Raw genomic sequence first — 21,575 nt, forward strand, 5'->3', positions numbered from 1 at the left:
ATGGAAGCGGAGGATCCTCCGCTGCGGTCGAGACTAACCGGAGTTCCCTCCGCTTGCCATGGCCGGTGCGTTACACCCACTCAGCGAGGAGGAGACGGTGCCGGAGTCCAGCCCCCGCCCACTGCGGGCGGACGCGCTGCGCAACCGTGAACGCCTGCTTCGGGTCGCGGTCCAGGCTCTTTCCCGCCCCGGGCCGGAGGTAACGCTCGACGCCATCGCCCGCGAGGCAGGGGTGGGCATCGGCACCCTGTACCGCCACTTCCCCACCCGCGAGGCGCTGATCGAGGCGGCGTACCGCAACGAGCTGGCCCGGCTTTGCGACGCCGCGCCGCGGCTACTTGGCCAGTTGCCGCCCGACCGGGCGCTGCGAGACTGGATGTCCCGTTTCACCGACTACCTCGCCACCAAGCGGGGCATGGCCGACGCGCTGCGCCTCGTCATCGCGTCCGGCGCCAACCCGTACGCGCAGAGCCGCGACCTGCTGCTGGCGGCGCTCGACCAGTTGCTCGCCGCAGGGGTCGCGGCGGGCACCGTCCGAGCCGATGTCGCCGCCGGTGACGTGCTGGCGGGCCTCAGTGGCATCTCCCTGGCCGCCGGCGAGCGCGCCCAGGCCGACCGGCTGCTGGACCTACTGATGGACGGACTGCGCTCCCGCGACGCGGGCTGACCCGTTCCGTCCTCCGACCAGGCCGGACGCTGCCAGAGTGGGACCGTGGGCGGTAACCGGCGGCGCGGACAACTGGGACCCGCCGTCCCCATCGCCCCCGGGGCCCGGGTGGACAAGTTCGAGGTCTTCTTCGACCTGGTCTTCGTCTTCTCGTTCTTCATCATCACCCGCGCGACGGCCGCGAACATCTCCGGTCGCCAACTGCTGCACGCCGCCCTGGTGCTCGCCGTGCTCTGGTGGATCTGGGTGGTGCACAGCCTGGTCGCCACCCGGGTCCGGCTCGGCGAGGGCTACGTACCGGCGCTCATGGTGATCTCGATGGTCGCGCTGTTCGCGTTCGCGCTGGGGCTGCCGCAGGCGTTCAGCGAACCGGGAGGCAGCGCCGCCGGGCCGATGCTGGTGGCCATCAGTTACGTCGTGGTGCGAGGCATCCACTGGATCCTGTACCAGCACGTGGTGCGGGACAGCCCGCAGGAGCGACGCCAGCTCCGACGCTTCGCCCCGGAGCTGGCGGTGAGCATCCTGCTGCTGCTCGCCGCCGCGTTGATCCCGCCGCAGATCACCGACCCCGACCGGGCCGCCCTGGTCCGGGACGGGCTGTGGATCGCCGTGGTGGTGGTGCAGTACGCCACCGGCTTCATCGTCGGCACCTGGGGTTGGGGGGTGACCAGCGCGGAGCACTGGACCGAGCGCTACGACCTCATTCTGATCATCGCGCTCGGCGAGTCGATCATCTCCACCGGAGTGGGCGGCAACCTGCTCGGCAAGCCGGTCACCTGGCCGGCGGTGGCCGCTGCCGCGCTCGGCATCGTGATCACCGCCGCGCTCTGGTGGGCGCACTTCGACTTCGTCGGGCCCGCCGCCCGGATCGCCCTGCACGCGGCGGAGGGCGCTCCCCGGGTGGCGATGGCCCGCGACGCGTACGCGTACCTCTACCTGCCGATGATCGCCGGGGTGATCCTCTTCTCGATCGGCAACGAGGAGATCCTGCACAAGATCACCGACCCGGCCGGCGGTATCGCGGAGAAGGTCGAGGGGCCGGCCGTGCCGATGCTCTTCGGCGGGTTGATCACCTACTTCGCCGTCAACATGCTGTTCCAACTGCGCACGCTGCACACCGCCACCTGGAGCCGAGTGGGCGTCATCGTGGCGCTCACGGTGGCCCTGCCCATCGGCCTGCACCTGCCGGCGCTGGGCGCGCTCACCCTGGCGACCGTGATCTGCGTCGGGCTGGTGGCCGTCGAGGTGCTGGTGATGGCGGACTCCCGGCACGCGCTGCGGTCCGCCGTGTTTCAGGAACGGACGACGCACGAGGCGCACGAGGCGGCGTGGCGTGCCCGCTGGCACGACGTCCGGGAGCCCGACGAGCCGACCACGCCCTGACGATTCCGGTCTAGAGTGTCGGACAGCGTCGCGGTGTACCCGGCACGATGGCCGCCGAGGGCATGGAGGCGCGGGGACGCAGCATGAGGACGAACGTGCACCCAACGGGTTCACCGACCGATCGGCTCGCCGCCGTCGGCAACCAGATGATCGAGATCCACCTCTGGCTCCGCACGGAGCTGGCCCGCCTCCGGGCCAACCTGGACACTCCCTCGCGGGACCTACGGGCCCACTGCCTGACCTTCTGCGCCGCGCTCGGCCGCCACCACAGCGGCGAGGACGCGGGCGCGTTCCGGGTCCTGGCCGACGAGGTGCCCGAGCTGCGCCCGGTCCTGGCCAACCTGATCGTCGACCACGAGGTGGTGGCGGGGATCCTCGCCCGGGTCGAGGAGCTGCTGGGCGACGACCGTCCGCTGCCGACCGCTCAGGTACGCGCCGAGCTGGACGGGTTGGCCGCCCTGCTGGAGACACACTTCCGCTACGAGGAGAAGCGGCTGGTCAGCGCGTTGAACGCGCTCGCCGGCCGGCCCGGGACAGCCGAGCAGTTGCTCGGCCTGACCGCGCCGGGCTGAGCCGCACGTCGGCCGCGCGCGCCGGGCTGAGCCGCACGTCGGCCGCGCGCGCCAGGCTGGCCCCCCGCGATCACCGGCCCCCGTCGGGGGCGGGCGGGCCGGGCAGCCGCTCGTAGAAGCGGATCTTCTCCCGCAGATGGTCGTACTGACGCCGCAGCAGGCGCATCTGCTCCTCCACCTGCGCCGCGTGCTGTTGCAGCAGCTCACGCCGCTCGTCGACGGTGTGCTCGCCCGCACGGGCCAGCGACGCGTACCGGCACATCTGGGCGATCGGCATCCCGGTGTCCCGCAGGCAGCGGAACAGCAGCAGCCAGCTCAGGTCGTCGTCGGTGAAGACGCGCTGGCCACCCGGCGTACGACCCACGTCGGCCAGCAGGCCGATCTTCTCGTAGTACCGCAGGGTGTCCAGGCTGAAGCCGCTGCGCCGGGCGGCCTCGGCGGGGGCGTAACCGGTCATGCCCCGGATGCTAGCCAGCCCTTGACCTGGAGCGCACTCCAGATTGGAGGCTGTTCCGCATGACGACGACACGCACGCTGGGACGCAGCGGCATCGAGGTGAGCGCGATCGGGATGGGATGCTGGGCGATCGGCGGTCCGCTCTGGGGGGACGGCGGGCAGCCGTTCGGTTGGGGCGAGGTCGACGACGACGAGTCGATCCGTACCATTCACCGGGCTCTCGACCTCGGCGTCACCCTCTTCGACACGGCCAGCAACTACGGCGCCGGGCACAGCGAGCGCGTCCTCGGCCGGGCCCTCGCGGGCCGCCGGTCCGAGGCGGTGATCGCCACCAAGTTCGGCAACGTCAGCGACGAGGACACCCGACGGTGGCTCGGCACCGACGCCAGCGGAACGTTCGCCGTCCGCAGCCTGGAGGACTCGCTGCGCCGCCTCGGCACCGACCACGTCGACCTCTACCAACTGCACATCAACGAACTGCCGACGTCCGCCGCGCTCGACCTGGTCGACACCCTCGAGGGCCTCGTCGACCAGGGCAAGATCCGGGCGTACGGCTGGAGCACCGACAACGCGGCCTCGGCGGCAGCGTTCGCGGCCGGCGGACCGCACTGTGCCGCCATCCAGCACGACGAGTCGGTGCTGAACGACAACGCGGCGGTCCTGGCCGTCTGCGACCGCCACGACCTGGCGAGCCTCAACCGGGGGCCACTGGCGATGGGGCTGCTCACCGGCTCGACCCGGGCGCCCGGCGCGGACGACGTACGCGGCCGGGCGCCCGAGTGGTTGCGGTGGTACACCGACGGCCGTCCGACGCCGGAGTGGGCGGCCCGGGTCGAGCAGGTCCGTGCGGCGCTCACCGCCGACGGACGGACCCTCGCCCAGGGCGCGCTCGGCTGGCTGCTGGCCCGCAGCCCACGGACGGTGCCGATCCCCGGTCTGCGCACCGTCGCCCAAGCCGACGAGAACCTGACAACCCTGAAGCTGGGCCCTCTCCCCCCAGAGGCATACGCCGAGGTAGAACACCTCCTGTCCGACCTACGCCCCTGACCCGACCTCGTCGATCTTGCACTTGCTGTCCCGACAGAACGGACCTTCCCGGGCAGAACGGCGACACTAAGTGCAAGATCGGCGAGGAGTGGGGCCGGGGCGCGTCCGGGAGTGGGGTTTTCGACGAAGATAACGGCATGCGGATCCTCATGGCCGGCGCGTCCGGCTTCCTCGGCACCCGACTGGGCGACCGGCTCGTCGCCGACGGGCACCAGGTCACCCGACTCGTGCGACGCGCGCCGCGCGAGCCGCACGAGCGGCAGTGGGACCCGGCGGCCGGCCAGCTCGACCCGGCCGTGGTCGCCGAGTCGGACGCGGTCATCAACCTGGCCGGCGCGGGCGTCGGCGACAAGCGCTGGAACGACGACTACCGGCGGTTGATCCGTACCAGCCGGGTGGACAGCACCACCACGCTCGCGACGACGATCGCCGGCCTCCCCGACAGCGACCGACCCCGGGCGCTGCTCAACTCGTCCGCCGTCGGCTGGTACGGCAACACCGGCGACCGGGTGGTCGAGGAGGACGCCCCCGCCGGCGACGGTTTCCTGGCCGACGTCTGCCGGGTGTGGGAGGCCGCGACCCGACCGGCCGAGGACGCCGGGGTACGCGTGGTCCGACTCCGCACCGGCCTGCCGCTGCACCGCGACGGCGGTCTGCTCAAGCCACAGTTGCTCCCGTTCAAGCTGGGCATCGCCGGGCGGCTGGGCAGTGGGCGGCAGTGGCTGCCGTGGATCTCCATGCGGGACTGGCTGGACGCGACCCTCTTCCTGCTGGCGCACGACGAGATCGCCGGCCCGGTCAACGTGGTGGGCCCGAACCCGGTGACGAACGCCGAGTTCACCCGCGAGCTGGCCCGTCAACTGCACCGCCCGGCGATCATCCCGATCCCCGCCCTGGCGCTCAAGGTGGCCCTGGGCGGCTTCGCCCACGAGGCCCTCACCAGCACGAGAGTCCACCCCAAAGTCCTGACGGAAGCCGCCTACCCCTACCGCCACCCCACCCTCCCCGAGGCCCTGAAGACGGCCCTCCAGGACTGACCAGCCCCGCCGCCATTCGCGTTGATCAAGAGGTTTGCGTCATCCGGGTGCCGGAATCTGACGCAAACCTCTTGATCAACGGGGTCTAGCCTCGGCGTCGCGGGGTCAGCAGCCGATCACCCAGTAGTTGGGGGCGGTCTGCTTGAGGGTGCTCGTGTAGAAGGTGTTGTAGAGGCCCATGCGCTGGTTCGAGCCGTTGGCGTAGGCGTAGCCGCCGGACTGGTACGCGCGGCCGGCCGTCACGTGGGCGTAGTTGGTCGCCGTCACACAGGTTGGCGGCGTGGTCGGGGTCGGGCTCGCCGTGGGCGACGCGGTGGGGGTGGGCGACGCGGTGGGGGTTGCGCTGGCCGTGGGGGTGGGAGACGCGGTGGGGGTGGTGCCGCCGTTGTTCAGGCCGAAGAAGAGCGCGTCGCGGTACGTCGAGCAGATGGTGTCCAGGAAGTACGCGGCGGCGGTGCCGCACTGGTCCGCCCCGGAGCCCGGGTCGACCGGCGTTCCGTGGCCCATGCCGGAGACGCGGTAGAGGCGTACCTCGTCGTTGCCGTACACCTCGAGGCTGGTGTTGCCCGGCAGCGACGACGTGCTGGTCGGCGTCTGCGAGATCCCCCGCACGTTGGTCCACTGGTCGCGTGACTCAGTGCCGTTCAGCGGTGTCACGGTGGTGTCCGACGTGCCGTGCCAGATGGCCACCCGGGGGCGGGGGCCGGTGTAGCCGGAGTAGGCGCCCCGGACCAGGTCGCCCCAGGCCGCCGGCGTCTTGTCCGTGCCCGGGTTCATGCAGCTGAACGCGTTGACCATGCTGGTGGCGCAGCGGTACGGGATGCCCGCGATGATCGATCCGGCGGCGAAGACGTCCGGGTAGGTGGCCAGCATGACGGCGCTCATCGCCCCGCCCGCGGAGAGCCCGCTGACGAAGACCCGCGAGCCGTCGACGGCGTAGTTCGCCTTGGCGTGGTCGACCATCTGCTTGATGGACAGCGCCTCGCCCTGGCCCCGGGCGGTGTCGCCGGCCTCGAAGAAGTTGAAGCAGGAGTTGGCGTTGTTGCCGGCGGGCTGCTGGGCGACGATCAGCGTGAACTTCCACTGGTCGGCGTACTTCTGCCAGCCCGAGTTGGCGAAGTAACCGGAGGCGTTCTGGACGCACCCGTGCAGCAGCACCACGGCGGGGGAGTTGGCCGGCAGGTTGTCCGGCCGGTAGGCGTACATGGCGAGGTTGCCCGGGTTGGAACCGAACCCGGTGACCTGGGTGAGGCTGGCGGCCTGGGCGGGCGTGGCGAGGGTGAACGCGCCTGCCACGGCGAGGACGAGCCCGGCGACCGCACCGGTCAGCCGGGTGAGGAGGGACGAGGAGCGGCGCACGGAGGCCTCCTGACGGAGCAGACTGTGAACTGGGTCACGGTCAAGTTGCCGAGACGTTACGACGGTGTGTCCCCGGCCCGATATGGGGCGCGTTCACACATTCACGACAGCCGTTGTGTACGCCGAACTCCCCCCACCACGGCAACACCCGGAGCCGACAACAACCGCCGGTCTGACCGGCTCGTCCAGATCCGATTGGTAACGTCCGCTGCGTGCCGTCCTCCCCGTCGCTGGCCACCGGGCCCGCACCAGCGTCGTCACCGCGTACCCATCGGGACCTCCGGGCCGACCTGATCGTCGTGCTCGTGGCGCTCGCGCTCGCCGTCTGGGTGACCAGTGGGCTGTGGCGGGACCCGAACGTCCGCACGATCACCGTCAACTCCAGCGACCAGGCGCTCTTCGAGTGGCTGCTGGCCTTCGGTGGGCACGCGGTCACCCACGGGGAGAACCCCTTCTTCACCTACCTGATCAACGTCCCGGACGGCGTGAACCTCGCGGTCAACACCTCGATCACGGTGTACGCGGTGGTCTTCGCCCCGCTCACGTACCTCGTCGGGCCACCGGTGACGTTCCTCGTGATCCTCACCCTGAACCTGTTCGCCACCGCGCTGGCCTGGTACTGGCTGCTCTCGCGGCACCTCGTCCGCAGCCGCCTCGCCGCCGCCGTGGGCGGCCTCTTCATCGCCTACTCCCCCGGCATGGTCTCGCACGCCAACGCGCACCTGAACTGGACCGCGGGCTGGCTGGTCCCGCTGTTGATCTGGCGGCTGTTCGCGCTGCGGCGGCCCGGGAACTGGCTGCGCGACGGGGTGATCCTCGGCGTGCTCGTCGCGGTGGCCTTCTCGATCGCCGCCGAGGGCCTGTTCTTCGCCGCTCTGGCGCTCGGCGTGTTCGTCGCCGTCTGGGCGTTGCACCCGGCCCACCGGGCCGAAGCGCGCGCCGCGCTACCCACGTTCCTGCGCGGGCTCGGTGTGACCGCCGTGGTGGCCGGCGTGCTGCTGGCGTACCCGCTGTGGTTGCACTTCGCGGGGCCGCAGCGGTTCCACGGCACCGGCTTCGACCCGGTGATCCACTCCGAGGACATCGCCGCCTTCGCCGCGTTCCCGCGCCGGTCGCTGGCCGGGGAGGTCGGACTGGGGACCGCGCTGGCGCCGAACCCCACCGAGGAGAACTCGTTCTTCGGGGTTCCTCTGCTCGTCCTCGCCGTGGTCTGCTTCGTCGCGCTGTGGCGACGCGCCGACCCCGGCCGCCGGGCGGTTCTCTGGGCGCTGGGCGTCGTCGCGGTGATCTTCTCGGTGCTGTCCTTCGGGCCGGTCGCGAAGGTCGACGGGCGGCGTACCGACCTGCCGATGCCGTTCGACATCCTCGGCCAGTTCCCGGTGGTGAACGCCGCGTTGCCCGCCCGGCTGGCGCTGGTGGTGGCCCCGGTGATCGGGGTGCTGCTGGCGTACACCGTCGAGCAGTTGCGCACCTCCCCACCCCGGCACCGCTCGACGGAGTTGGCCTGGGCGATCGGCTTCGCGGTGGCCCTGCTGCCGCTGCTGCCCACCCCGCTGCTGACCGACGAGCGGGAGCCGATCCCGGCGTTCATCACCTCCGGCAACTGGCGGCAGTACGTCTCCGACGGCAACACGTTGACCCCCGTGCCGCTGACCGTGGACATCTATCCGGACGGCCAGCGCTGGCAGGCGTACGCCCTGTCGCACCGCCAGGGCGAGTTCGCCATTCCGGGCGGCTTCTTCCTCGGACCCGGCGGGCCGGACGGGCGCGGCCGGATCGGTCCGGTGCCACGCACCCTGAGCGCGCTCATGGACCAGGCCGGCCGCACCGGGCTGGTGCCGATCATCACCGACGGCACCCGATCGGAGGTCCAGTCCGACCTGCGGCACTGGCGGATCGAGACGCTGGTCCTCGCCGACGCGGTGCACGGCGCGAAGTTCGAGGTCGACGAGGCGGCGGTCCGACGTACCGCCACGGCGCTGTTCGGCGAACCGCAGCGGGTCGACGACGTCTGGCTCTGGCGCATTCCCCCGGCCGGTCGGTAGGAACGGCGCAACCGGACGGGACACCCGCACAGACTTTCATCGCGTCTAATGGCCCGATGGGAATGATGGGCCGCCAACTGGGGCGCGGGGTCGCGGCGGCTGGCGCGCTGGCCCTCGTGGCTCTCAGCGCGCCAGGCGTTACGCCCACGGCCAGCGCTGCCGCCGACCCCACAGCCAACGTGGTGCCGACCCGGGTGCACAACCCCTGGCTGTGGCAGGCCACCGTGGGGCAACGGCCCGCCGGTCCGGCGGCGCTGGTGTTCTTCACCGATCGCACCCGCTACTTCGAGTCGACCGGGGTGGTGGTGGCCCGGGACGGCGCGTACCGGCTGATCCCGATCGGCATCGGCGAAGGGCACGGGCTGCTCTCCCCGGACGGACGGCACTATCTGCGGCCACAGTCCGGCGAGTTGCTCGACCTCACCACCGGCCGGCAGAGCCGCCCCATGACCGTCGGGGTGGACGCGCTGGCCTGGTCGCCGGACGGGCGGCGCGTATTGGGCACCCGCAGCAACGACGACGGCGTGATCACCTACGGGCCGGAGAACCAGCAGCTCAACGATCCGGAAAAGTCCGACGACCTGCTCGTCATCGACCCGTTCCAGGGCGCCGAGCGGGTGGTCGACATCGGCACCTTCACCCAGCACACCGCGGCGGCCTGGTCACCCGGTGGCGACCTGATCGCCGCCACCGGCTGGCCGGACGTGCCAGCCCGATTCGCCGAACGCCAACGACTGGTAGTCGTCGACCCGACCGGCGGCGCCCCTCGTTGGCAGGTCGACCTGGGCGACAGGCGAATACTTGCCGGGCCGGCCGCCTGGCATCCCGACGGCCGGCGGCTCGCGCTGCTCGCCTTCGACGGCTGCGCCGGGCCCAGGTGCACGTCCGAGCAGATCGCGGCGCGCACCTGGCGAGTCGAATTTCTGGACGCGGCCACCGGCCAAGCTGTCGGAACGGCCCTGCCGGCGGGCACCTCGGTGAGCGGCATCCTCGGCTGGCGTGGTGCCGACCCCGTCGTGCGCTACCTCAGCGACACGGAGCAGGACACCGACCGGCGTGCCACCCTCGCCGCGCTGTCGCCCGACGGTCGTCGCGAGGTGCTGGTGACCACGCCGGGCGGGTCGACCGACCTGATAGTGCCGGGCGACCTGCTGATAAGAGCCGCGTTCGGCGGGCCGGAGCCACGGCCGTCACCGTTCGCCGCCTCGCTCTGGGTGTACCTGACACTGGCCGCGCCGACGCTGTTGGCGTTCGTCCTCGTCATGCGGCGCATGCGTCGTCGCCGCATTGCGAGCGGTCCCGCTTCGGCGTGACAACGACCTCCCGAGTGGTTCAGCGTGGGCCCTGGTGAGACGTCTCACCAGGGATTCGAACCGTGCGCGGGACTAGGCTGGGTGCCGTGACGACGACGACCCCCGGCCTGACGGCCGTCCGCGCCGGCCTGCTCGACTACCAGGCTGCCTGGGACGAGCAGCGGCGCCTGCACGAGTCGGTGGTGGCCGGCGAGCGCGGCGACACCGTGCTGCTCCTGGAGCACCCGAGCGTCTACACCGCCGGAAAGCGCACCGAGCCGTGGGACCGTCCCATGGACGGCACCCCCGTCGTCGACGTCGACCGTGGCGGCAAGATCACTTGGCACGGCCCGGGTCAGCTCGTCGGCTACCCGATCCTGCGGCTGCCCGACCCGGTGGACGTCGTCGCCTACGTCCGCCGGACGGAAGACCTGCTCATCGGCGTGTGCGACGAGTTCGGGCTGACCGCCGGCCGGGTCGAGGGGCGCAGCGGCGTCTGGGTGCCCGAGGACGACCGGGGGCCGGCCCGCAAGGTCGCCGCCATCGGCATCCGCGTCGCCCGGGGCGTCACCCTGCACGGCTTCTCGATCAACTGCGACTGCGACCTGGCGTACTTCGACCGGATCGTGCCCTGCGGCATCCGCGACGCCGGCGTCACGTCGCTCACCGCCGAACTGGGCCGTCCGATCACCGTCGCCGACGTGCTCCCCGTGGTCGAGCGCCGCCTCGCCACCCTCGTCGAGGTCTGAGCCCGCACGGGCCGACGTCACCGGACGCCGACCCGTGCCCCCGCTCACGGCGTCAGGCGGTGCAGGTCCCGTGGGAACGCGGTGACCTCCCGGACGTTGGCCGCGCCGACCAGCCGGGCCACGAACCGTTCCAGACCGATGGCGAACCCGCCGTGCGGCGGCATGCCGTGCCGGAACGCGTCCAGGTAGCCGGCGTAGGGCTCGACCGGCTCACCCCGGGCCGCCAGCGCCGCCAGGTAGTCGGCGTGCCGGTGCAGCCGCTGTCCCCCGGTGACCAACTCCACGCCGCGAAAAAGCAGGTCGAAACCGTTCGAGTACGCGGGCTGCGCCGGGTCCGGATGGGTGTAGAAGGGCCGTTTCGCCATCGGGTAGCCGGTGACGAAGAGGAAGTCGGACCCGTGTTCGCGCAGCGCCCACTCGCCGAGTGCCCGTTCGTGGGCGGGCGCGAGATCCGGCTCGTCGGCGGGCGCGCCGGCGATCGTCAACGCCTCGGTGAAGTGCACGGCCGGGATCTCCGCCGGCACCTGCGGCGGCGTGACGCCGAGCGCGGCCAGCGCGCCGCCGGCCCGCTCGCCCGTCGTGCCCAGCATCTGCGCCACGGTGTCACGCAGTACGCGCATCACGTCCCGGTGGTCGGTCACGAAGCCCAGCTCCGCGTCGAGCGACGTGTACTGCGCGAGGTGCCGCACGGTGTCGTGCGGCTCAGCCCGGAAGACCGGCCCCACCTCGTAGACGCGCTCGAAGACGCCGACCATCAGTTGCTTGTAGAACTGCGGCGACTGGGCCAGGTACGCGGGCCGGCCGAACCAGTCCAGCGCGAACACGTTCGCCCCGCTCTCCGTGCTGGAGCTGACCACCTTCGGAGTGTGGATCTCCACGAAGTCGCGCGCGTCGAGCGCGGCACGGAAACCGGCCACCGCCGCCGCCGAGATCCGCAACGCGGCCGACCGGGTGGGGTGCCGCAGCGCGGTCGGCGCGTTGTCCAGCTGGGTGGGCAGGCTCGCGGTGAGCGCCGGCCGGTACAGGTCGAACGGTGGCGGCACGGCGGGCGGTCCGAGGGGACGTACCGTCGGGTCGGTCAGCTCGACCCCGGCGGGCGCCGTGGTGTTCGACGTGGCCGTGCCGACGACCTCGACGACCGTCTCCTCGGTCAGTTTCTCCAGCTCGGCGCGGACGGCCGGGTCGGTGACGACCACCTGGGCCAGGCCGGCCGCGTCGCGCACGATCAGGAAGGCCACCGACTTGAGCAGTCGGCGTCGGTTCACCCAGCCGGCGATACGCACGGTCGAGCCGACCTGGGCGGCCAGGTGGTGGGACAGGGTTCGTCGCATGGCGGACTCCTCGGTCGTTCGCCACGCCGTCGCCGCCCGGGGGAAGCGATGCGTCGCGTCAGCCCCAGGGAGGTGTGGGCGAGCGGGAACCTCGCGGTGCCACCACACCTTCACCCCCGCCGAAGCGGAGGCCTCGTTCGTCGCCTGGTGACCGGGGCCAGCCGGGCGGGCTCTACTAGGCGTTAGGAAGGTGCCCTTCCTCTACCGCAGGCGTTAAGAAGGGGCCCTTCCTTACCGTTCTTCCCGCAGCTCGGGAGGGTCTTCACTCCCCGGCGCCAGACCGCCTCTCAGCACCGGCGGCTCTCTGCGCTGGCGGGGTCGGGGTGCTACTCGGCTCCGTCGTCGCTGTTGGCGGCGACGCTAACATCCCGACCGCGAAGCGTGTGACGCCATTTTTCGGCTTACCGGTGTCCGGCGTCACAACGTCAGCGGCGTGATGCCGGTCGCCTGACGCACATAGACGGCCACCATCCGGCGTAGGCTCGTTTTCGTGACGATCGAGCACTCCGCGCCGACGACCGGCCAGGCAGCGCGTACCGCAACGGCCGCCCCCGAGGGGCGTCGCCTGCTGCGTATCGAGGCGCGCAACGCCGAGACGCCGATCGAGCGCAAACCACCGTGGATCAAGGTCAAGGCCAAGATGGGCCCGGAGTACACCCAGCTGCGCGGGCTCGTCTCGCGCGAGGGTCTGCACACCGTCTGCCAGGAGGCCGGCTGCCCCAACATCTACGAGTGTTGGGAGGACCGGGAGGCCACCTTCCTCATCGGTGGCGACCAGTGCACCCGGCGCTGTGACTTCTGCCAGATCGACACCGGCAAGCCGGCCGAGTTCGACGCCGACGAGCCGCGTCGGGTCGCCGAGTCGGTCGTCTCGATGGGCCTGCGCTACGCCACCATCACCGGCGTCGCCCGCGACGACCTGCCGGACGGCGGCGCGTGGCTCTACGCCGAGACGGTCCGGCAGATCCACGCCCTCCAGCCGGGCTGCGGCGTCGAGCTGCTGATCCCGGACTTCAACGCCGTCCCCGAGCAGTTGGCCGAGGTGTTCGGCTCCCGCCCGGAGGTGCTGGCGCACAATGTGGAGACCGTGCCGCGCATCTTCAAGCGCATCCGGCCCGCGTTCCGCTACGACCGCTCCCTGGACGTGATCCGGCAGGCCCGCGCCGACGGCCTGGTCACCAAGAGCAACCTCATCCTGGGCATGGGCGAGGAGCGGGCCGAGGTGTCGCAGGCGCTGCGCGACCTGCACGAGGCCGGCTGTGAGCTGATCACCATCACGCAGTACCTGCGCCCCTCCCCCCGGCACCACCCGGTGACCCGCTGGGTCAAGCCGGAGGAGTTCGTGGAGCTGCGCGAGGAGGCCGAGGAGATCGGCTTCGCCGGGGTGATGAGCGGGCCGCTGGTGCGCTCGTCGTACCGCGCCGGCCGGCTCTACCAGCAGGCGATCGACGCCCGCGCCGCCGCCACGGTCGCCACCGCGGGCTGACCCGCCGACAGCGCCGCACGGACCGTGCGGCGCCCGAGTGTCATGATCGTGCGATGACCGCCGGGGTACGCGACCAGCCGCGCGGCGCGGATCGACCGCGTCCGCGGCCCGGCGCGCGCCTCGGCCCGGTCGGCTGGCTCACCGGGCTGGCCCTGCTCGCCGGGGTCGGCTACCGGCTCTGGCTGCTGGGCCACGCCACTCCGCCGACGAACAGCGACGAGGCCACCATGGGGTTGGCCGCGCTGCACATCGCCCGGGGCGAGGACTTCCCGGTCTGGTTCTACGGCCAGCAGTACATGGGCACGCTGGAGGCGTACCTGGCCGCACCGGTGTTCGCGCTCGCCGGCCCGTCGCTGGTCGCTCTGCGGCTGCCCACGCTGGCGCTGTACGCGCTGTTCCTGCTACTGGCCTGGCGGCTGACGCTGCGGTTGACCGGGGACCGCTGGTTCGGCCTGCTGGTGGTTGTCCTGCTCGCCCTCGGGGCCGACCGGGTCGTCAAGAACCAGTTGATCGCCGGCGGCGGCTATCCCGAGATGAACGCCGTCGGCGTGGCGCTCGCCCTGCTCGCCGTGGACCTGGCCGCCGGCCGACCCGGTTGGCGGCTGACGCGCTGGGCGACCTGGGGATTCCTGGCCGGCCTGATGCTCTGGGTCGATCCGCTGGTGCTGCCGTACGTCGTGGCGACCGGAGCGGTGCTCGTCGGGTTCTGCCACCGCGAGCTGCGCGGTCGGGCCGGCGCGCTGGTCGGGGTGGGCGTCCTGCTGGGGGCCGCCCCGCTGCTCACGGACAGCCTGTTGACCGGCCGGAATCCGGTGCACGCGGTGCTCGCCGCGGGTGGTGCCGACGCCACCGCCGGGTGGGCCGCCCGGCTGCACGGCGGGTTGCTGGTCGGGCCGCCGCTCGGGATGGGCTTCTGCGACCCGGGCGCCTGCGCCACCTGGCAACTGTGGTGGGCGTACGCGCTGCCGGTGTTGCTCATCGTCGCGGCCGGCACGGCCTGGCGCGCCCTGCGCCGCCCAGCGGCTCCGGCCGACCCGGGCCGGGTGTCATCCCGCGTCGCGGGGGCGGTGCGACTGGCTCTCGTGTTGGCCGCGGTGGCGACGCTCGTCGCGTACACCGTGAGTAGTTCCTCCGGCCTGACCCCGGCGGAGAGCGCCCGGTACCTGTCCACCCTGCTCATCGCCGTGCCGGCGCTGCTCTGGCCGGTCTGGACGCTGGCCCGGTCGGGGTCGACGGCGGCCCGGCCGGTCGCGCTCGCCGTCCTGGCCGCCACGCTGCTCACCACCGCCTGGGCCACCGCGCAGGCGGCGCGGACGGCCCCGGCGACCCGGGCCGCCGAGACCCGGCACGCCGCGCTGGTGACCACGCTGCGTGACCTCGGTGTACGGTACGTGCGCGCCGGCTACTGGACCTGCAACCGTCTCACCTTCGCCAGCGCGGAGCGGGTGGTCTGCGCGGTCGTCGACGACGACCTGCGCCCCGGCTTCGACCGCTACCCCGCGTACCGCCGCGAGGTGGAGCGCGCGGCGGCGCCCGCCTGGGTGGTGCCGACCGGGTCGCCGCTGGCGGCCCGGCTCGACGCGCGACTCGGCGCGGGCCCGGACGCCCTCGACCTGGTCACCCTCGACGGCTGGCGGATCTACCTGCCGCGCGGCTGACGGTAGCCGCTGCCGTCAACGCTGGGTGGCGGGCTCGGCCAGCAGGCCGAGGCGGTGGGCCAGCGCGGCGGCCTCCCCCCGGTTGGTGACGTCCAGTTTGGCGATGATGCGGGAGACGTGCACGCTTGCCGTCTTCGGTGAGATGAACAAGCGCTCGGCGATGCGGCTGTTGCTGTGCCCCTCGGCGACCAGCCGCAGTACCTCCCGTTCCCGGGACGTCAGCACATCCGGGCCGGCCCCGCCGGCGCCCGCCGCGCGCAGACCGACCCGCCGCGCCAGGGTGGCGGCGGCCCCGGCCAGCGGCGTCGCGCCGAGCCGCCGGGCGATCTCGGCCGCCTCGGTGATCGCCGCCGACACCTCGTCCCGCTCGCCGGCCAGGGCGGCGGCCTCGGCCAGCGCCAGCAACGCCCGGCCCAGCGGGTACGGCTGCCCGTCGGCCCGCCACGCCCGCACTGCCGTGCGCCACGCAGGCAACGTCTCGTCGTCGGCCGCCAGCAGCGCGTTGACCTGGTCAGAGTGCGCCCGAGCGGCCGGGTGCCGCGCCGGCAGGTCGGCCGCGAGCGCGGCCACGGCGGCGGCCAGCTCGACGTCACCCGTGCGGGCGGCGGTACGCGCGGCAGCGCTCAGCACCGGCCAGCCCTCGCGGGGTAGCTGCGGCAGGCTCCCGTCGGCCACCGCGACGCGAGCCGCGCGTACCGCCTCGGACACGTCGGCGGCGGCCAGCGCGGCCTCGATTCCCAGCTCGTGCAGGGGCAGTCGGTGGTTCGGCCACAGGTAGGGCCGGCCGAGGAAGGCCAACGCGCGCTCGACCAGCTCCTCGGCGCCCGGGTGCGCCCGGGCCAGCCGCAGACCGGCGCACACCTGGAGCCAGTGCAGGCCGGTCACGCCGGACAGGTCGATCCGGGCCGCCTCGGCGCACACCGTCTCCGCCTCGTCCCAGCGGCCCAAGGCGATCAGCGCCTCCGCCCGGTTGGACAGCAGGTACGCCCCGGTCGAGCGGCTGATCCCCACCCGCCGCGCCTCGGCCATCCCGGCCTCGGCCGCCTCGGCGGACTCGGCGTAGCGGCCCGCCTCGCAGAGCAGGTCCGACTGGAACACCTTGGCGAGCACCAAAGCCGGCACGTCACCGGACGCGCGCGCCGCCGCCTCGGCGCGGTCCAGCTCCGCGAGCCCTCGTCCGTCGTCCCGCTCGCCCTGGCAGAGCAGCGCGATCCGGGTCGCGAGCAGGGCCGGTTCCGCGCCCAGCGCCTGCGCGTCGGTGGCAGCCTCGGCCGCCACCCGCGCGGCCTGCGCCGCATCGATCTTGACCAGGTGGGTGGCGATGTCGGCGAGCAGCCGGACCCGCTCGACACCGGGCGGACCGCCGGCCGCCAGGCGGTACGCCTCGTCCAACTCCCGCCTGCCGTCGCTCTTGCCCAGCAGGGCCATCAGTCGGCCCCGCTGGTTGAGCAGGCGGGCGGCGCGCAACGGCGCGGCGTCGGCGTCCACCTCGGCCAGTCCGGCGCGGGTCAACGTGATGGCCCGGCTGAAGTCGCCGGCCGTCACCGCCGCGTCCAGCGTCTGCTCCAGCAACGCCAGATGGTCCATGCCCAGCAGGTCGGCCGCGTCCGGCACCAACTCCCACAACTCCAACGCCCGCTCCAGCAGGCGGCGCTGCTCGGCGTAGGCGTACCGGTCGGCGGCGGCGCAGGCCGCGACCCGTGCGGCGACGAGGGCCCGGGGGTGGTCGTGCGCCGCGTACCAGTGGTGGGCGATCTCGGCCGGGGCGCGGCCGGCGACGACCAGGTGCGGCTGCGCCTCGATCGCGGCGGCGAACCGCGCGTGCAGCCGGGCGTGCTCGCCGGGCAGCAACTCGTCGTGCACGGCCTCACGGACCAGAGCGTGCCGGAACTCGTAGTCGCCGTCCCGGTCGGCCACCACCAGTTGGGCCGCGACGGCGGCGCGCAGCGCCTCCTCCAATTCGGCCTCGGGCAGGCCGGCGACCTCGGCGAGCAGATCGTGGGCGAAGCGCGTGCCGCCGGCCGCGGCGATCCGCAGCACCCGCTGGGTCGGCTCGGGCAGCCGGTCCACCCGGGCCAGCAGCAGGTCACGCAGCGTCTCGGGGATCGCCGCGCAGCCGATCGGGTCGCCGGCCACCGCCAACTCCTCGATGAAGAACGGGTTGCCCTGCGTACGCTTGTGCACGTCGTCGACGGCACGCGGTGCCGGGTCGCCGCCGAGCAGGTCGGCGAGGATCGCGGCGGTGCCGTCGCGGTCCAGCCGGCCCAGCTCGACCCGTTCGACACCGCGGGCCCGGTCCAGCTCGGCGAGGAACGGGCGCAGCGGATGCCCCCGCTGCAGCTCGTCGGTGCGGTACGTGCAGACCAGCAGCAGCCGGCCCGGCCGCGCGGCCCGGACCAGGAAACCGATCAGATCCCGGGTGGACCGGTCCGCCCAGTGCAGGTCCTCGATCACCAGCAGCAGCGGCCGAACGTCGGCGAGCCGCTGGAACAGCTCGGCGACCAGGTCGAACAGGTATCCACGCGGGGCGTCGGTCAGCGGTCCCGTTCGCGACAGGGTCGACGCCGTCGGCGTCCGGCCCAGCTCCGGCAGCAGACGGGCGAACTCCGCCTCGAAACCGGCGAAGACCTCCGGGCCGTCGGCCCGCAGCACCGCGCGCAGCGCGGCGGCGAACGGGGCGAACGGAAATCCCGCCTCCCCCAGTTCCAGGCACTGGCCGACCAGCACCCGGGTGCCGGAGGCGGTGGCCAGGGCCGCGAAGTCCTCCAACAGCCGGGTCTTGCCCACCCCCGCCTCACCACCCACCAGCACGGTGGCCGGCTCGCCCTTGCCGGCCCGACCCAGCGCGTCGTGCAGGGCCGCGATCTCGCGCTGGCGGCCGACAAGGACGGAACTCGCGGCACGGAGGGTCACGCGACCGAGCATGCCATGACCGGACGACACCGCGACCCCGCCGGCCGGCCCGCGCCATGGCGGCCCGGCCGGCGGTCGCGGCCCCGTCCCGCCGCCCCCGTCTGGCGACGGGACGGGCCGGTCGGCCGTGTCGGCTGGCGCGGTCGCGGTCACCGGCGGTCGTCGCCCGTGCGGCGGACCGGCTGGCGGCGGCCCGTCCAGGTACGGCCGGCCCGGCGCGTCATCGAGCGGGCCAGTCGCTCCGCGGCGGCCTCGGCCCGCAGCTCGGCGGCCTGGGTACGGTGCAGGGAGAGCAGGAAGTCCACGTCGTTGCCGAACATGTCAGGCTCCTTCGTCGCGTCGTCGTTCGCTACCGACAACTCTTCGCGTGAAGGCCCCAACCCGGCATGGGCACACCGCCTCATCTCTCCCAGCGGCACCCTCCTTACCCGCCCGATCCGGGCCGCTGAGGGGACGTAAGGTACTCAGCCGGGCGGCACCCGGACGCGGATCAACCCGGGCGACGGGGACCACTAGACTCTGCGGCATGGCAAAGCCCCAGGAGAAGGTCTCGTTCGGCCAGCGGCTGAAGCAGATCGGGATGGTGTTCCAGTTCACCGCCAAGCAGGACCGGTGGTTCGCGCCGCTGGTCGCCGCAGCGGTGCTCATCCCGCTCGCGCTCACCGTGGTCGCGGTGATCCTCTGGGGCTGGATCTGGCTGCCGCTGGGCATCCTGTTCGCCCTGCTCGCGGTGCTGATCGTGCTGAACCTGCGGTCCAATGCGGCGATGATGAACGCCGCCGAGGGGCAGCCCGGCGCGGCGGCGCAGATCATGGACAACATGCGCGGCGACTGGCGGGTCACGCCGGCCGTCAGCTCCACCACCCAGATGGACATGGTCCACCTGGTGATCGGCCGGCCGGGCGTGATCCTGCTGGCCGAGGGCAACCCCCAGCGCGTACGCGGCCTGCTCGGGCAGGAGAAGCGTCGACTGGCCAAGGTCATCGGCTCCGCCCCGCTGCACGACTACGTGATCGGCCAGCAGGAGGGCGAGCTGCCGATCCGCAAGCTGCGCAACACCCTGCTGCGGCTGCCCCGCGCGCTCAGCGGCAAGGACGTCAACGCGCTGGACAGGCGCCTCAAGGCGCTCACCGCCCGTCCGCAGATGCCCAAGGGCGCGATCCCGAAGAACATGCGCCCGCCGGGCGGCGCCCGTCAGCCGCGACGCTGACCTCGTACCCGAAGAGAGCCGGACCCCCACGGGTCCGGCTCTTTCTCGCATGCCCTCGGGCCCCGGGCCCAAGATCTGCGCACCTTCCCCCATGTTGCTGCCTCCGACGCGCGGGAAGCAGCAACATCCCCGAAGCTGTGCGGATCTTGCGGGGCCCGGCCGAGCCGCGTCGGTCCCGGGAGGCGGGCAGTGCTCGGGCGTCAGGCGCGGGGGGCGTCGACGACGACCGAGTCGACGAGCCGGTCGTGTACGCCCCGGCGGTGCTGGTCCATGATCAGCGCGGGGACGACGAGCGCCAGCAGCACGCCCCGGGCCAGCGCGCGGAGCACGCCGATCCGACCCCCGTCGTGCCAGTTCACGCAGCGGACCTTGGTGATGTACATGCCCGGCGTCTGGGCGAACAGGCCGAGGAAGAGGCCGTACTCCAGGATCAGCACGAGCACCGGCGCCCAACCGTCGCGTACCGGGTCGGCGAAGATGTTGGCCACCAGCAGGCAGAGCACCCAGTCCACGATCAGCGCGCCGAAGCGCCGGCCCAGGCTCGGCGGGGTGAAGGTCGGGTCGGTGGCCGGCGCTGCCGGGACGTGCGGATTGGTCACAGCGATCAAGGGTATCCGCGTCCGAATCGAGGCCACCGAGGAGCCGTCGAGGAGCCGTCACCACAGCGTGCCGATTCGGGCCAATGACCTCAAGTGTCATTACACTGGCACAGCCGGTACGACGTTCGCGCAGGCTGAGTGCGTGGACAGGAGCATCCCTGACGCTCCGCGAGGGACGTAACACGGCAGAAACACTGAAGACATGGCCGGGCAACTCCCCGGCCATAGCGTCCCCAGGACGCTAGCCACCCGTGGACGTGCCAGGAGGATGTGTGTTCGCCAATCCCGAGGAACTGCTGCGATACCTCAAGAACGAGGACGTGAAGTTCGTCGACGTGCGTTTCTGTGACCTGCCCGGTGTGATGCAGCACTTCAACCTGCCGGTCGAGTCCGTCAACGACGACCTCTTCACCGACGGCCTCGCGTTCGACGGTTCGTCGATCCGCGGTTTCCAGGCGATCCACGAGTCGGACATGCTCCTGCTCCCGGATGTCGCCACCGCGTTCATCGACCCGTTCCGCGCGCAGAAGACGCTCGCGCTGAACTTCTTCATCCACGACCCGTTCACCCGCGAGGCCTACAGCCGCGACCCGCGCAACGTCGCGAAGAAGGCCGAGGCGTACCTGGCGGCCAGCGGCATCGCCGACACCGCCTACTTCGGCGCCGAGGCGGAGTTCTACATCTTCGACTCGATCCGCCACGAGACCTCGGCGCACCAGTCGTTCTACTACATCGACTCGATCGAGGGCGCCTGGAACACCGGCCGCGATGAGGCGGGCGGCAACCTCGGCTACAAGACCGCCTACAAGGGCGGCTACTTCCCGGTGCCGCCGGTCGACCACTACGCCGACCTGCGCGACTCGATCGTGCGCCGCCTGGTCGACACCGGCTTCACCGTGGAGCGCTCGCACCACGAGGTGGGCACCGCCGGCCAGTCCGAGATCAACTACAAGTTCTCGACGCTGCTGCACGCCGGCGACCAGCTCCAGCTCTTCAAGTACATCGTGAAGAACGAGGCCTGGGCCAACGGCAAGACCGCCACGTTCATGCCCAAGCCGCTCTTTGGTGACAACGGCTCCGGCATGCACACCCACCAGAGCCTCTGGCTCAACGGTGAGCCGCTGTTCTACGACGAGACCGGCTACGCCGGCCTGTCCGACACCGCTCGCTGGTACATCGGCGGTCTGCTGCACCACGCGCCGTCGCTGCTGGCGTTCACCAACCCGACGGTCAACTCGTACCGTCGCCTCGTGCCCGGCTACGAGGCCCCGGTCAACCTGGTCTACTCGCAGCGCAACCGCTCCGCCTGCACCCGCATCCCGGTCACCGGCGCCAACCCGAAGGCCAAGCGCGTCGAGTTCCGCGTGCCGGACCCGTCGGCCAACGTCTACCTGGCCTTCTCGGCCATGATGATGGCCGGCCTGGACGGCATCAAGAGCAAGATCGAGCCGCCGACGCCGATCGACAAGGACCTCTACGACCTCCCGCCGGAGGAGTGGGGCGACGTCAAGCAGGTTCCGGGCTCGCTGCCGGCCGTGCTCGACTCGCTCGAGGCCGACCACGACTACCTGCTCGAGGGTGGCGTCTTCACCCCCGACCTGATCTCCACCTGGGTCGACTGGAAGCGCGCCAACGAGGTCGACCCGGTGCGTCTGCGCCCGACCCCGCACGAGTTCGCCATGCCGGCCCCTGGTTGCTGATGTCCGCGTGCAGCGCACCAGCCTCGTGAGCCCGCATTACTTGTCTCCGCTTCGCGACTGCGGGGCTCGCA

At 72.3% G+C, this 21,575-nt stretch carries 17 protein-coding genes and 1 pseudogene; 12 read left to right on the top strand and 6 right to left on the bottom strand.

Annotated elements, in window-relative coordinates; translation table 11 throughout:
- Positions 1-58 precede the first annotated feature (58 nt).
- The 3 genes from ACIBTX_RS22100 (at position 59) to ACIBTX_RS22110 (ending at position 2,622) form a co-directional block, all read left to right on the top strand.
- Positions 59-667, top strand: coding sequence for a TetR/AcrR family transcriptional regulator (locus ACIBTX_RS22100; protein WP_396832912.1), 609 nt, complete (start codon positions 59-61; stop codon positions 665-667).
- Between the two features lie 45 nt (positions 668-712).
- Positions 713-2,050 carry a low temperature requirement protein A gene (locus tag ACIBTX_RS22105; RefSeq protein WP_357126653.1) on the top strand — a complete coding sequence of 446 codons (1,338 nt, stop codon included), beginning with the start codon at positions 713-715 and terminating at the stop codon, positions 2,048-2,050.
- A gap of 83 nt (positions 2,051-2,133) precedes the next feature.
- Positions 2,134-2,622 carry a hemerythrin domain-containing protein gene (locus tag ACIBTX_RS22110; RefSeq protein ID WP_357126650.1) on the top strand — a complete coding sequence of 163 codons (489 nt, stop codon included), beginning with the start codon at positions 2,134-2,136 and terminating at the stop codon, positions 2,620-2,622.
- Between the two features lie 70 nt (positions 2,623-2,692).
- Here the strand turns inward: ACIBTX_RS22110 and ACIBTX_RS22115 are convergent, their stop codons facing one another.
- On the bottom strand, positions 2,693-3,079 hold the full coding sequence (locus ACIBTX_RS22115; RefSeq protein ID WP_357126647.1) for a MerR family transcriptional regulator: 387 nt from the start codon (positions 3,077-3,079) through the stop codon (positions 2,693-2,695).
- A gap of 59 nt (positions 3,080-3,138) precedes the next feature.
- Between ACIBTX_RS22115 and ACIBTX_RS22120 the strand changes: the two genes are divergently transcribed.
- Both ACIBTX_RS22120 and ACIBTX_RS22125 read left to right on the top strand, forming a co-directional pair.
- Complete coding sequence (locus ACIBTX_RS22120) at positions 3,139-4,125, top strand: aldo/keto reductase (protein ID WP_357170639.1); 987 nt, start codon at positions 3,139-3,141, stop codon at positions 4,123-4,125.
- Positions 4,126-4,262: 137 nt separating this feature from the next.
- Positions 4,263-5,162 carry a TIGR01777 family oxidoreductase gene (locus tag ACIBTX_RS22125; RefSeq protein WP_357126641.1) on the top strand — a complete coding sequence of 300 codons (900 nt, stop codon included), beginning with the start codon at positions 4,263-4,265 and terminating at the stop codon, positions 5,160-5,162.
- A 585-nt stretch (positions 5,163-5,747) separates the two neighbouring features.
- Here ACIBTX_RS22125 and ACIBTX_RS22130 read toward each other — a convergent pair.
- A pseudogene (locus tag ACIBTX_RS22130) lies at positions 5,748-6,368 on the bottom strand (PHB depolymerase family esterase); the annotation flags it as partial.
- A gap of 365 nt (positions 6,369-6,733) precedes the next feature.
- Between ACIBTX_RS22130 and ACIBTX_RS22135 the strand changes: the two are divergent.
- The 3 genes from ACIBTX_RS22135 to lipB all read left to right on the top strand — a co-directional run bounded on the left by ACIBTX_RS22135 (position 6,734) and on the right by lipB (position 10,607).
- Positions 6,734-8,566 (top strand): DUF2079 domain-containing protein, encoded by a 1,833-nt coding sequence (locus ACIBTX_RS22135; RefSeq protein WP_357170635.1) that lies wholly within the window; start codon positions 6,734-6,736, stop codon positions 8,564-8,566.
- A 56-nt stretch (positions 8,567-8,622) separates the two neighbouring features.
- Complete coding sequence (locus ACIBTX_RS22140; RefSeq protein ID WP_396832913.1) at positions 8,623-9,879, top strand: hypothetical protein; 1,257 nt, start codon at positions 8,623-8,625, stop codon at positions 9,877-9,879.
- 86 nt (positions 9,880-9,965) lie between these two features.
- Entirely contained in the window at positions 9,966-10,607 is a 642-nt protein-coding gene (gene lipB / locus ACIBTX_RS22145; protein WP_355241494.1) for a lipoyl(octanoyl) transferase LipB, read from the top strand.
- Between the two features lie 44 nt (positions 10,608-10,651).
- On the opposite strand, the gene aspS is transcribed toward lipB, so the two are convergent.
- Positions 10,652-11,938: an aspartate--tRNA(Asn) ligase gene (aspS, locus tag ACIBTX_RS22150; protein ID WP_396832914.1), complete on the bottom strand. Its 1,287-nt coding sequence runs from the start codon at positions 11,936-11,938 to the stop codon at positions 10,652-10,654.
- Positions 11,939-12,428: 490 nt separating this feature from the next.
- On the opposite strand from aspS, the gene lipA reads away from it, so the two are divergent.
- Positions 12,429-13,424 (top strand): lipoyl synthase, encoded by a 996-nt coding sequence (gene lipA, locus ACIBTX_RS22155; protein ID WP_357126626.1) that lies wholly within the window; start codon positions 12,429-12,431, stop codon positions 13,422-13,424.
- A gap of 53 nt (positions 13,425-13,477) precedes the next feature.
- Complete coding sequence (locus tag ACIBTX_RS22160; RefSeq protein WP_396832915.1) at positions 13,478-15,082, top strand: hypothetical protein; 1,605 nt, start codon at positions 13,478-13,480, stop codon at positions 15,080-15,082.
- 15 nt (positions 15,083-15,097) lie between these two features.
- Here the strand turns inward: ACIBTX_RS22160 and ACIBTX_RS22165 are convergent, their stop codons facing one another.
- Both ACIBTX_RS22165 and ACIBTX_RS22170 read right to left on the bottom strand, forming a co-directional pair.
- Complete coding sequence (locus ACIBTX_RS22165; protein WP_396832916.1) at positions 15,098-17,995, bottom strand: AAA family ATPase; 2,898 nt, start codon at positions 17,993-17,995, stop codon at positions 15,098-15,100.
- A 149-nt stretch (positions 17,996-18,144) separates the two neighbouring features.
- On the bottom strand, positions 18,145-18,315 hold the full coding sequence (locus ACIBTX_RS22170; RefSeq protein WP_357170624.1) for a hypothetical protein: 171 nt from the start codon (positions 18,313-18,315) through the stop codon (positions 18,145-18,147).
- 206 nt (positions 18,316-18,521) lie between these two features.
- Between ACIBTX_RS22170 and ACIBTX_RS22175 the strand changes: the two genes are divergently transcribed.
- Positions 18,522-19,205: a DUF4191 domain-containing protein gene (locus tag ACIBTX_RS22175; protein ID WP_355049339.1), complete on the top strand. Its 684-nt coding sequence runs from the start codon at positions 18,522-18,524 to the stop codon at positions 19,203-19,205.
- 200 nt (positions 19,206-19,405) lie between these two features.
- On the opposite strand, the gene ACIBTX_RS22180 is transcribed toward ACIBTX_RS22175, so the two are convergent.
- Positions 19,406-19,804, bottom strand: coding sequence for an RDD family protein (locus ACIBTX_RS22180; protein WP_396832917.1), 399 nt, complete (start codon positions 19,802-19,804; stop codon positions 19,406-19,408).
- 272 nt (positions 19,805-20,076) lie between these two features.
- On the opposite strand from ACIBTX_RS22180, the gene glnA reads away from it, so the two are divergent.
- On the top strand, positions 20,077-21,504 hold the full coding sequence (glnA, locus tag ACIBTX_RS22185) for a type I glutamate--ammonia ligase (protein WP_396832918.1): 1,428 nt from the start codon (positions 20,077-20,079) through the stop codon (positions 21,502-21,504).
- Positions 21,505-21,575: the final 71 nt, after the last annotated feature.

Origin of the sequence: Micromonospora sp. NPDC049359, assembly GCF_044466585.1 — a bacterium.
Lineage (GTDB): Bacteria > Actinomycetota > Actinomycetes > Mycobacteriales > Micromonosporaceae > Micromonospora.

Bases quoted from the DNA above. Each gene is read 5' to 3' on its own strand.
- ACIBTX_RS22100 (WP_396832912.1), top strand. From the start codon at position 59: ATGGCCGGTGCGTTACACCCACTCAGCGAGGAGGAGACGGTGCCGGAG.
- ACIBTX_RS22110 (WP_357126650.1), top strand. From the start codon at position 2,134: ATGAGGACGAACGTGCACCCAACGGGTTCACCGACCGATCGGCTCGCC.
- ACIBTX_RS22115 (WP_357126647.1), bottom strand. From the start codon at position 3,079: ATGACCGGTTACGCCCCCGCCGAGGCCGCCCGGCGCAGCGGCTTCAGC.
- ACIBTX_RS22120 (WP_357170639.1), top strand. From the start codon at position 3,139: ATGACGACGACACGCACGCTGGGACGCAGCGGCATCGAGGTGAGCGCG.
- ACIBTX_RS22125 (WP_357126641.1), top strand. From the start codon at position 4,263: ATGCGGATCCTCATGGCCGGCGCGTCCGGCTTCCTCGGCACCCGACTG.
- ACIBTX_RS22140 (WP_396832913.1), top strand. From the start codon at position 8,623: ATGGGAATGATGGGCCGCCAACTGGGGCGCGGGGTCGCGGCGGCTGGC.
- aspS (WP_396832914.1), bottom strand. From the start codon at position 11,938: ATGCGACGAACCCTGTCCCACCACCTGGCCGCCCAGGTCGGCTCGACC.
- ACIBTX_RS22160 (WP_396832915.1), top strand. From the start codon at position 13,478: ATGACCGCCGGGGTACGCGACCAGCCGCGCGGCGCGGATCGACCGCGT.
- ACIBTX_RS22170 (WP_357170624.1), bottom strand. From the start codon at position 18,315: ATGTTCGGCAACGACGTGGACTTCCTGCTCTCCCTGCACCGTACCCAG.
- ACIBTX_RS22175 (WP_355049339.1), top strand. From the start codon at position 18,522: ATGGCAAAGCCCCAGGAGAAGGTCTCGTTCGGCCAGCGGCTGAAGCAG.